A 12,328-nucleotide genomic window follows, 5' to 3' on the forward strand; every position below is an offset into this window, starting at 1 on the left:
TGCATTTATTTATTTTTTTCTAGAACGATAGCTTCTGTTCCATAAGATTTATGCATATTAACTGCCGTTCTGAAGTCATTCCAATCTTCTGCTTCGTATACTCTTTTTTTCAACGCTAATTTTTGATTTAAGAGGAGACGATTATTTTCCTGTTTTAATGATCCAGTAAAATCAGCTACCTTACTACTGTATTCGTCAGCTCTGTTTTCCCCAAGCATATGGTAACCGGAAGGAAGCTGTATGGTTTCTTTCAGTAAGACCAGTCGTGAACAAGCATCTTTAAACCCGTATTCTCTCTCTGCTATGTCGGTATTGATACGTAGATAAGAACGGACTCTATTATATAAATTGTTCATAACTAGCGGTTTGAATATTAAGACGCCTTCGCCGCTTAGGGCATAGTTGGGAATACTGAATTTCATTTCTATTTTAATAGGAGCAGCAGTATAGTTTTTAGGATCTTTGCCGTAATCTACGCTTATTAAACGTGCCCGGGGAGAGATTGCTAATAATTCTTTTTCTAAAGCGTTTTTCCAGTCGTTCATAAACCCGGTAGTAAAAGTACGTCTGATATTCCCGTCGGATTGTCCTTCTGCTTCAACAATAAATTTACCGTTCAACGTCCCATCCGGGCTAAGATTCGTTTGTGCATTTATTTTAAAATAGTGATTTTCAGGAGCAGATACAGGAGTCAAAAGAAGATCAGAACCTTCAGGAATGCCGGGGAGATAATTTTGTTGTTGTTCAGCGCTAGACCATAGTTCGCGGAGGAAAGGTACCCAGGTAGGATCCAAAGGCATATAATTTCCATCGGATAATTTTACAACAGCTACACTGTGATTAAAATGATCCGCAGGGATAGATTCAACCCTTGAACCCGCCATCGTCATTGCAGGATAAGCTTTAAAACCTGCCATCCGAAGCATGGAAATCAGAAGAGCAGCTTTATCTTTGCAAACTCCGCAACGATCTGTAAAATTCATTTGGGTATTGTGTAACGTATAGCCTTCTCCCTCTCCCATAGAGATACCGGAATACCGCATATTATCGGCTACCCAATGGGTTAATACGGAAATCTTTTCCATTTCCGTTTTGCACCCTTTAATCAGTTCGTTTACTTTTTTTTGGGCTTCAGGGGTAGGTTCAAAGCTCCCATAACCTTCATTGACCTGGTAAAACCATTTGGATTTCGCTTCCCAATCAGGAGTGGTAGACATCATCAACTTGGGAGCAACGTCAAATAAATCCACCATATTGGGTTCTTTTTCAAAGGGTTTCATATTATGCATGCTAAAAGTATAGACTTTTTTATTCCCTTCAAAACGTAAGGAAGAGGCACATTCACCCTGGTAAAATTGGTATTGCATGTCTTTCTCTTTGGGAATAGATACTTTATAAATTTTAGTTATTGTCGGATCATTACTCCAGAAAGGGACAATGTCATAAAATTGTCCGCGCATGGGAGGGACAAAACGATCCTCGTTTTCGTCGGAAGCGAGTAGTGCATAAGTAAAACCTTTTTTATCAATTTTATAATCGACAATATCTCCTGGTTCCAGGCGTCCCAGTTCCAGCATAATTTGGCGGGCTCCCCAATAGATAGCCCGAGCGGGAGCTGCATAATCGCAAGCTTTTTTTACATCTATTTCTTTCGTACTCCCATCGGTTTTGTGGATTTTTACACTTTCAAATTTTGCAAAAGCGGTAAGAGGATCGTAATCGTATTTAATAATTCTGTATTTTAAAGCTCCTGAAGGATTCTGTATTTTTACAATCCGGTGAATAGTAAAAGAACCGGATCCTTGTTCGGAAACATTTACTCCTGTGCTATCCAGTAAATTGATAACGTCATATTTGGTTAGATCTGGCTGGTCGTCAGCAAATTTTAAAAGTTTTTTCCATTCCTGACCTTGTGTTTGAGCGATCAGGAAGAAGGAAATTAAAAGTAGAAAAAAACGATACATATAATTTTATTTTTAGGATGATTATTATTCTAAAATTAAAAGGAAACCTTTCCCTTTTTCTATTTTTATCGGTTGCAAAGGGTCAAATTCATTCGCTTCCTGGTATAATGGAATTTCAGGAGCATATAATCTTGCTTTTTCAGGAGAAAGACCTAATTTTTCCCAATCGATTTCCAGACTTACGGAACTATCCTTTTCTGCCCAGCTGGCGATAGCAATCATAATTTTATTTTTCTGGATATAACACGTTGTCAGGATATCTTTCCGGTTTGTTTGGACCGGATTATGAGAAGACCAATAACCAATCATCCGACTGCCTTTAATTCCAAATTCATCCCAGGCTTTCCATAAGTATTGGGCAACTTCACATCCTTCCCAATGGAGTCGGGAGGTCATCCCATAAATCATTCCTCTCCAGGGATTTCCACAGTCCTGAAGCATTTCGCCCATCATACCGTAAGGGATTCCTGAAACTTCTGTCAACCAGTAATCAGGCCCGGCATTATAATCAAAATATTCCCCTAACCATAAACGGTCCAAATAAGGCATGTGTTCCATATAAAGGCATGCGCTATTGATATAACCGTCTTTTGCGTTAAATTGATTAGCAGAATGAAGATCTATACGAGGTGCAGCACATCCTGCATCCAACACTTTCCGGATACGTTTCATCGTAGTACGGTCAAATGCCAAGTCATCAATATACAGTCCGTCTATTCCGACATTTTGAACCAGCCAGTTCAGACCTTCAACATAAAAATTATGCCAGCGGGAAACTCCTGAATTGACAATGGCTGCATCGGTGTATTTTTCGACAAACCAGGCAGCTATATAGTCTTCCTCCAGATGTTCCTGTAACCAGGAAAAGCCGTTTCCTTTTCCAGCAGAAAAAATCTCGTGTCCCAAAGAACGAAGTGCCCATAATTCCGGAGCCCGGTTTGCCAGTTCCCGTACAGTATAATAAATTTTTACTTTGCATCCCTTGGTGTGAGCTTCATCTATATATGCTTTCATAAAATCCGGCCGGAAAAAAGGATAGTTAATATGCGGGTTAATCGGTGTTCCATGATGGATATTTATGGTATTTGCGCCTTGGGCAATAACGCTGTCAACAGGCTCATAGCTGTGTAAATAACGATCTGTCCATTGTTTTTCGGTATCTATTGGTTTAAAAGGGGTTACAGAGGTTTTAAAAATAAATGTCAGTTCTTCTCCCGCTTTTATGCTTCTGGACCCGCTATACGTTTTGATAAGCATCTCTTTCCCTTTCCGGTTAAATTTTATACCGCCTTTTCCTTTATTATTCCAACATTCGGGAATAACTAAAGGCTTGGAATGGTAAAAATTAGTGTTGAGCGGACGGATATAATTTTCATCCCTGAACACACAATGCAAGCCTGCATTGACTGTTCCCATCCAAAATCCTTCTTGGTTTTTCTGAATATCCCATTTCCAGCTGTATTCTTTGGGAAGACGGGAACCTTTTTCTCCCATTCCTAACCAATAAGTCGCCACTGAACCATTCATCGGTATCTCCAGACGCATATCATTTACAACTGTATTGGTAAGAGCTTTTACTTTAATTTTATATTCTATAAATCCGTCAAATTCCATAAAAGCTTCACAGTAGATATCAAAATTTCCGGCTGTATTAAATGATTCCCAGCTGATCCTTCCTTTCCCTTTTTTGGTGAATTGGAAAGATTTATTTTTCCAAGGCAGGCTTTTTCTATTTTGTTCAATAATAAAACGGAAAGGAGCATTTAAGATTTCTACGGGGTCTTCCCCTATTTCCGTCACTTCATCCGTAAAGAAACTTTGTATGGAAGCAGGAAAGCCGAAAGTATTTAAAGTAACTGAACGTCCCAGACAATTTATCGTATGATCCGAAAGGGAAAGAGGAATAAACGGTTTTACTATATTATCATTGAAAGCGATGTCTGAATTTAACCAGCGCAGACGGGACAAGCGGTAAATATCACTGTCTCCTTTATCTGTTAATATTCTGTCGCTGACTAAAATATGTAAGTTCAATTTCTGAGTTTCTGCATTATCTCCAGAAATGGTGATTTCTCCTGTATATAATCCTGCATGAATTCCATTAGGCATTTGAATCCCTACCCATAAAGGTCTTACCTGATTTTGAGGAATCTGATAATCAATTTGCATGGGACGTTGTAACCAGTCTTTGCCTTCGGTGTTAAAACAGGTAAAAGCAGTAGCCGGAATGGTATTTTGAGCTCCGGTTAAATCACTGAATTTTACTTTTATATTTTTTATATCTTGCTGAACGGCCCATAATCCGATTTGAAATACAAAATATTCGTTTTGGTCGGCTTCTGCAAAGAAAAGATTACCCGCTCCTTTTGTGGTCCAACGATAGGGTATATCATGGAACATTTTTATGGGATGCATACGGTCCTCAGCAAAGATGAGGTATTTTTTATCCGGATTATTTTGAATCAGCTTTTCTTTTTCTTTGGCTGTTGCTATAATTTCCATTGGATAGAAATTATTAAACGAGCCTCTGGATTGAAATTGAACCAGATTTGCTTCTATGGCTGTTGTTTCCTGGACCTTTGCCATTGTTACCCAATTTGAATCCGGAATCGTTTGTTCCCGGGTATAAAAGACTTTTGGATAAGGGCCGCCGGAAGAATGATAAGGTAAATAATAAATATAGTAATTTCCGGGTACAGTTTGAGGTTGAAAAAATATAATGCCAAATTCCCGGTTGATTTCTTTTCTGTAGAAATTTACAACTTGTTTTCCTGTTTGGGCATCGACAATAATCAATCCTTTTTGGTCAGGTTGATGATCTCTTCTCCTCCAGGGAAGATAAATTTTAGCAATGTCAGCAGAAGTATTTACACGTACTACAGCTCTGTGATTTCCCAAGGTATCAGCTTCCCAGAAAGCTGTGCCGTATAATGACTCGTCTGGCCGGATATCTTGAGCTATGACAGGCAAACTAAAACATACAGTCAAAAAAAGGAAAAACTTTTTCATATATGAGGGATTAAATTTTTATAGCCCACGAATTTGGGAATTCATTAGCACAAAAACAAACACAAATAAATATATTTTAATAAAAAAGGGAATCTTAAAAACTATTTTTTCTTTCAGCAACACTTTATATCTGATTCCTATTTTCAGAGAATCGCCTCAGTCAATACATCTCCGTTTCTGACTACCGAACCTGAAGCTTGGATCCTTTATATACAAATATAAAACCACTTCCCAGGGAAATATTCATTGGTTGTCTGAAAAGTGGCTTTTACGACATTTATTTTAAAATGCCAATAGGGTTTTACTTTTTTAGCAAATTTTCGTATTCTATCGGATTTTCCAAAATTTCAATTGCTTTTTTTACTTCCTTATCGTGCAATACTTTATATTCAATGATTCCTCCTAAATAATAATAACGTTGCATAAATTGTTCAGCCAGAAAAGAAGATATCTCATTCCGGAAAGCTTCCATATCACGATCGATAGAATGTGTAAAGTCTTTTTGAAGGCTATCCAATTGGCTTTTAGCAATATCGTAGTATTTTTCAGCTTTTGCTATTTTAATCAGTTTTTCTAATGTGCGTTGAGATTCCGTTTCATAAGAGAAATTTCTTTCTTTTAAATAGTTCTTAAATTGAGAATAAATATCGTCAGTAATGACAAAATCCTGAATAGAAGGAATTTCCGGATTTTTAAGTGCATAAGAATTTACAAAATCGAAACATAAATCTCTGAGGACCAATTCTTGAGTAATACGAGCAAAATTTTCAGCTTCCATCTGAATATCCGGACTGATACCTCCTCCGTCATATACCGTACGTCCTCCTTTTGTTGTGTAAGCTGTAATCAAAGAATCGGGTACTTTACCGACGCTTCCGTCCGGATTTCTGTGGGAATAGTCCAAAGCCTGTATACAGCGTCCGCTTGGAATATAATATTTGGCAGTTGTAATTTTTACTTTTGTGTTATAAGCTAAATCCCTTACATTTTGTACTAAACCTTTCCCGAAAGAACGTTCTCCGATCAATACTCCCCGGTCATAATCCTGAAAAGCCCCGGAAACAATTTCTGCTGCAGAGGCGGTGCCCCGGTCGATTAATACGGCAAGAGGCATATCCGGTACAATCGGATTTTTGTTGGCTATATATTCTTTGTCCCATTGTTTTACTTTTCCTTTCGTCTCAAGTATTTTAGAACCTCTGGGAAGAAAGAAATTGCTGATTTCTACCGCTTGGTCCAAAAGTCCTCCTGAATTTCCTCTTAAATCAAAAACAAGGGATTTTGCTCCCCGGTTTTTGAGATCAATGATCGCTTTGCGTACGTCTGCTGCAGCTTTATCTGTAAAACTGTTTAGATAAATATAACCGATACTGTCTGTGATCAATCCATAATAGGGGACACTCGGCAATTGTATTTTTTCGCGTATGGCTTTTTTCTCCAATGGTTTTTCAAAGCCTTCTCTTTTAACTTTAATCAGAATTTCTTTTCCCGGCTGGCCTTTTAGTAATTCACTCACTTCCTGAGTATTTTTACCTTTTACGGATTTCCCATCTATTGACACAATGATATCTCCGGGCAGAAGTCCAGCTTTGTCTGCGGGTGAATTCTTATAGGGTTCGCGGATGATTATTTCATCTCCTTTTTTACTGATTACAGAACCAATGCCTGCGTATTCTCCTGTAGTCATCAATTTGACATCCTCAGTCTGAGATTCAGGATAATAGACAGTATAGGGATCTAACGAATTGAGCATAGCATTGATACTTTCAGTAACTAACTTTTCAGGTTCGGTATCATCTACATAAAGCATATTAATATCCCGGAACAATGTTGCATAAATATTAAGTTGTTTGCTGATTTCAAAATTGCGGTCATCACTTTTAAGTGCAACAATTCCCAGCCCGATAGTGATTATCCCGAAAATGATAATTAGGAATTTTCTCGTTTTCATTACTAATAAGTTACAATTGTAAATTCTCCTTTAATTAAGCGAAAGTACACTTTTCTCAGGAAAGTTGAAAATTATTACCCATTATAATCAATGTCTTTTACTGTTTTAAAGAAGTTTTTTTCACTTTTCACGATTGGAATTCAGGGGACAGGATCATAGCCGCTACCCCCCCAGGGATGGCAGGAAAGAATTCGTTTCACTGTCAGCCATAATCCTTTCAGCGGTCCGTGTTTCCGGAGCGCTTCGATTGCATATTGTGAACAGGTCGGAGTGTATCGGCAAGTGGGAGGTTTTAAAGGAGAAATACAATATTGATAGAAACGAATAGGTAGTAAAAGCATAAAAATAATACTACGTCTGAAGCAGACGCTGAAAGAAAAATAGAAACGGGATATTTTACATTTTTTCAGGAACACGGTAGAAATGTGTAATAATTTTTTGTATTGCTGTTTGCATGGCTTTTTCAATCCTATTATAATCCAGTACGGTGTGATCCATATAAATAAACAGAATATCCAATGTTCCGGAGTCTTGGCTATAGCGATAAAGTTCTTGTTTGTGACAACGATATGTTTCCCGTGTCAAGCGCTTGATCCGGTTCCTTTTAACAGCTCGTTTAAACTTTTTTTTACTGACACTGATAGCAATCCTTGCCGGAAATTCTCCTTGTACAGAAGATTTTTTGACAAGAACCCGGAAGGGAAATTTTACAAAACTAAAATCTGAATGGAGTAATTCTTCAAATAGAATTTTATTGCAGAGGTGTTCAGATTTACAAAATGTATTCATACTATGGAAGAGGCTGTCCCTGCGGACGGCCTCTTTTAATTTAATAGGAAAAATTTCAATATCCGGTTCGCGTAAAAGTTTTCTAAAGACTTTTCATTTAATCTTATTGTCTTTATTATACTTCTTGATGAATTCCTCTATGGCCATTGTCATGGAGGGACATTTGGAAGTCGGAGCCTGTATATCCAGACGCAATCCGGCTTCTTCTACTGCTTCAGCTGTAGCGGGTCCGAATGCTGCGATAATAGTTGTATCCTGTACAAAATCCGGAAAATTTTGAAAGAGAGATTTAATTCCGGAAGGTGTATAAAATGCAATGATATCATATTCTTTCAGATTTTTGATATCGCTTAAATCGCTGGCAACCGTCTTATATAAAATGGCTTTTGTATATTTCAAACGCAATTTATCCAGAAGGCCGGGAATATTTTCTTTATGGATATCTGAAAGAGGTACCAAAAAATTTTCTGTTTTGTGTTTTAACAGAATCTTGGTCATATCATCAACTTTCTTATCTCCATAAAAGATCTTTCTTTTCCGGTAAACAATATATTTTTGTAAATAGAAGGCTGTTGCTTCGGATATACAAAAATATTTCATCGTGTCGGGTACTGTGATCCTTAATTCTCCACAAATTCTGAAAAAATGATCAATAGCAGTGCGACTAGTAAAAATAATAGCAGTATGATCCAGAATGTTGACTTTCTCCTGTCTGAACTCTTTAACCGTAACTCCTTCTACTTTTATAAAAGGCCTGAATTCTAATTTCAGATTGTATTTTTCTGCTAAATCAAAATAAGGAGATTTTTCTGTTGCCGGCTTAGGTTGTGAAACAAGTACCTTTTTGATCTTCAACTTTGTAAGTTTTAAATATTAATACTCACTTATTATAATGCCACATACTTATATAGCATAAGTATAGGTATTACTTCGAGGGCACAAAGGTACAAAATCATATACAAAATTGAAACCTTATAAGCAAATAATATTTCCAACCACCGTACTAATTTAACAAGATAAAACATTACTAAACAGATTGTAATAATTTTTACCAGTAAGGGAAGAGCAAATAATTTGACGAAGAAAAGGGACAGCACAAGAGGAGAAATAAATAATCCGATCAGGATATTAAAGGTCCAAAGATTTACAATCACTTCTTCTTTAATATTTCGAATATTGAATGTCCAGGCCAACAAATGTACAATACATAAAATGCATAAGTGATAAAGGAGTAAAAAACAAAATATAGAGAAAATAGGTTTGAGGTAAAAATCATGAAAGGAAAAATATTCTATTCCGGTAGCTAGTATAGAAAAAGAAAGAAAGAGCGCTAAAATATAATAACCTAAGTTAGAGCTGATTCCTTCATTTAAAATGAGCTCGTATTTCTTTCTCTTGACTAAAACATTTAGCATAAGTGAAAATAAGCCTTTGCTACGTATACGTAAAAAGGCAAAGATACTGAGGAAAACCAAGGTATATATAAGGCTACCTGCAACATGCCCCGGTTTGTTCAAAGGGAGAATCGGATTAAAGGTTTTGAGTGGAAGGTAGATAACTGTATCCTGTATTTCTTTTTGAGAAATAAAGCAAGAATTATTTTGGTCTGTAAATATTGGTGTAGCGATAAAGATTGTATCGGAAGTATCCATATATCTTTAATGTAAAATTAACAGATCATTTCTTTAATGAGCTTCATACCAATTTTCTCCGAATCCGGTACTAACAGTTAAAGGTACGGAAAGTTTCACAACATTTTCCATGCACTCTGTTACCAGTTGCCACAATTCTTCTTGTTCTTCTTTATAACATTTAAAATTCAATTCGTCGTGTACCTGGAGGATCATTTTAGATTTCATTTTTCTTTCCTGTAATTGTTTATGAATGCAGATCATTGCCATTTTGATGATATCTGCAGCAGATCCCTGAATCGGAGCATTTATGGCATTTCTTTCTGCCATACCCCGGATTACTGCGTTTCTGGAGTTTATGTCCCGCAGGTAACGCCTTCTTCCCATAATGGTTTCCACGTATTGTTTTTTCCGGGCTTTTTCTATAGATTCTTCCATGTATTGTTTTACTCCAGGGTAGAGTCTGAAATACCCTTCTATGAGTTCTTTCCCTTCTTTGCGGCTGATATGAAGTCTTTCCGCCAGTCCCCATGCAGAAATTCCGTATATAATCCCGAAGTTGGCTGTTTTTGCTCTGCGTCTCATTTCCGGAGTAACTTCTTCTACCGGAATATGGTATATTTTGGCAGCGGTTGCTGTATGTACGTCTTCTCCGTGCCGGAATGCCTCGATTAATTGAGGGGTTTGACTGAGGTGGGCCATAAGGCGTAATTCTACCTGGGAATAGTCTGCAGAAAAGAATAAATAATGATCATCCCCGGTTATAAAAGCTTTACGGATTTCTCTCCCTTCTTCGGTCCGGATAGGAATATTCTGGAGATTGGGATTCAGGCTGCTTAGCCTGCCTGTTGCGGCTTCAGCTTGATTGAAATGGGTATGTATTTTGCCTGTCTCCGCATCGATATAGGTAGGTAGAGCTTCGGCATAGGTGCTTAAAAGTTTTTTTAAGCCCCGGTAATCGAGAATTTTACCCACGATAGGGTGTTCGCTTTCTAATTTTACCAATACTTGTTCAGAAGTACTGTATTGACCGGTTTTGGTCTTTTTATTTCCCCCGTCGACATTCATTTCATCAAAGAGAACTTCCCCTAGTTGTTTGGGAGAACCAATATTGAAGGGATGTCCGGCGATATCATAAATTTCTTTTTCTAAATTTTCTATCCGGATTTTTAACCCGTCTGAAATACGTTGTAGTTCTGCAGTATCGATACTGACTCCTTCGTATTCCATATCTGCCAGAACAAACACCAGCGGCATTTCTATATCGTTGAAGAGCCGGATTAATCCTGTTTCCATAAGGGCTGCATTCAAAGCTTCTTTTAAACGGAATAAAACATCGGCTTTTTCTGCAAAGTCATGATCTTCCGGGGCTTCTTCTTCGAAGAAAAGAGAAAGTTGACGGTTTGATTTCTGAGGTTCTGCTAAAGTGTAATGGAGATATTGTAAAGCAATGCGTGTCAGTTCGTGCGACATGTCCGGGTGTAACACATAATGAGCAATTTTTATATCAAAAATAGTATTTTTTAATAAAATACCTGCTCTTTTAAGCCAGATGATATCGTCCTTTACATCCGGAGAAATCAGGGTTTTTTCCGGGTTCTCCAGTAAAGGTTGGAATAAGTGAATTATTTCTTTTACTTCTTCTTTGGATTTCGGTAGTTTGATAAAATCTACACAGTGTTTTTCTACGGAAAAACAAATCCATGTTGGGTAGGAATCATAAATTGTACCGGAAGTGAAAACAGAGTGAAAAACAAATTCTCTGGTTTTTTCCAATTCCTTAATCAAATTTTCTATGTCTTTGCTGCGGTCCCTGTATTTTACCTTTACATCCGATAATTTTTCTGTTTTTTCTTCTTCCCGGTCCGTTTCAATTAATCTTCTGGAGAGAGAGAATAACTCCAGTTCTTTGAAAATAGGTTCCAGTACCCGAACATGAATATGCTCTTTTTTCAGATCATCGACTGTACATTCCAGGGGAACGTCAGCATTTATTGTTACTAAAGTCCTGGAGAGGTGTACTGTAGGTTGGCAGGCGAGAAGGTTTTCTCTTTGTTTCCCTTTTAATTCGTCAATATGCGCGTATATACCGTCGATATTTCCATATTTGTATACCAGATTAGCTGCGCTTTTAGGACCGATTCCTGAACAGCCGGGTACATTATCCGCTGCATCTCCCATTAATCCGAGTATGTCTATTACCTGACTGATTTTTTCAATCCCGAAATGATCCAATACTTCCGGGATACCCCATACCTCTGATTTATTTCCGGAGCGTCCGGGTTTATACATAAATACTTTTTCGCTTACTAATTGAGCATAATCTTTATCCGGAGTGATCATATATACGGTATATCCGGCTTTTTCGGCTTTGCGGGCAATGGTCCCGATTACGTCATCTGCTTCAAAACCCTGAATTTCAACACATTTTATTCCTAAACCTTTAATAATTTCTTTAATATAAGGAATAGATTTTCGCAGGTCTTCTGGCATTTTTGGACGCTGGGCTTTATAGGGTGCATACATTTCATGCCGGAATGTAGGCCCTTCCGGATCAAATACGACTGCAATATGGGTGGGTTTTTCAAGTTCCAGTAATTCCAGCAGAAAGTTACAAAAACCAAAAGTTGCAGATGTGTTTATACCGGTCGTGGTGATACGGGGATTATTGACAAATGCATAATAGGATCTGTATATAAGAGCGTAAGCATCTAAAAGATATAAAGTGTTGTTTTCTGACATGAAATTGTTTTTTGTGTGTTTATATCGGCAAAGTTAAAAATAAAATGGAGAAAAAAGACCGAATGTTTTGGACTTAAGGAAAATGTTTTTACTTTTGCAGCCAATACATATAAGATAAGTAGCGATATGATAAAGTCTTTTTCTTTTGCCTGTTCTTTTTTCTATTATTACTTTTTTAGCAAAAGGTAAGAGGGCTTTGGTGTGATAAATATTATAATAAATATAAAACAGAGCCCTGATTT

Annotated in this window: 8 protein-coding genes; all 8 read right to left on the bottom strand. The window is 37.3% G+C overall.

The window, feature by feature from the left end; translation table 11 throughout:
- Nucleotides 1-5: 5 nt before the first annotated feature.
- A complete protein-coding gene (locus Q0465_RS00125; protein ID WP_298611123.1) occupies nt 6-1,964 on the bottom strand; it encodes a DUF3857 and transglutaminase domain-containing protein in 1,959 nt (652 codons plus the stop codon).
- Between the two features lie 24 nt (nt 1,965-1,988).
- Complete coding sequence (locus tag Q0465_RS00130) at nt 1,989-4,973, bottom strand: glycoside hydrolase domain-containing protein (protein WP_298611125.1); 2,985 nt, start codon at nt 4,971-4,973, stop codon at nt 1,989-1,991.
- 301 nt (nt 4,974-5,274) lie between these two features.
- On the bottom strand, nt 5,275-6,924 hold the full coding sequence (locus Q0465_RS00135) for a S41 family peptidase (protein ID WP_298611127.1): 1,650 nt from the start codon (nt 6,922-6,924) through the stop codon (nt 5,275-5,277).
- Nucleotides 6,925-7,064: 140 nt separating this feature from the next.
- Nucleotides 7,065-7,265: a membrane protein insertion efficiency factor YidD gene (gene yidD, locus Q0465_RS00140; RefSeq protein ID WP_298611129.1), complete on the bottom strand. Its 201-nt coding sequence runs from the start codon at nt 7,263-7,265 to the stop codon at nt 7,065-7,067.
- A 55-nt stretch (nt 7,266-7,320) separates the two neighbouring features.
- Nucleotides 7,321-7,713, bottom strand: a complete 393-nt coding sequence (gene rnpA, locus Q0465_RS00145; RefSeq protein ID WP_298611131.1) for a ribonuclease P protein component — start codon at nt 7,711-7,713, stop codon at nt 7,321-7,323.
- 93 nt (nt 7,714-7,806) lie between these two features.
- On the bottom strand, nt 7,807-8,568 hold the full coding sequence (locus tag Q0465_RS00150) for a uroporphyrinogen-III synthase (protein WP_298611133.1): 762 nt from the start codon (nt 8,566-8,568) through the stop codon (nt 7,807-7,809).
- A 32-nt stretch (nt 8,569-8,600) separates the two neighbouring features.
- Nucleotides 8,601-9,365 (bottom strand): DUF4271 domain-containing protein, encoded by a 765-nt coding sequence (locus Q0465_RS00155; RefSeq protein ID WP_298611135.1) that lies wholly within the window; start codon nt 9,363-9,365, stop codon nt 8,601-8,603.
- Nucleotides 9,366-9,398: 33 nt separating this feature from the next.
- Nucleotides 9,399-12,086, bottom strand: a complete 2,688-nt coding sequence (gene polA, locus Q0465_RS00160; RefSeq protein WP_298611137.1) for a DNA polymerase I — start codon at nt 12,084-12,086, stop codon at nt 9,399-9,401.
- Nucleotides 12,087-12,328 lie beyond the last annotated feature (242 nt).

Source organism: uncultured Odoribacter sp., from assembly GCF_937966165.1.
Classification (GTDB): domain Bacteria; phylum Bacteroidota; class Bacteroidia; order Bacteroidales; family Marinifilaceae; genus Culturomica.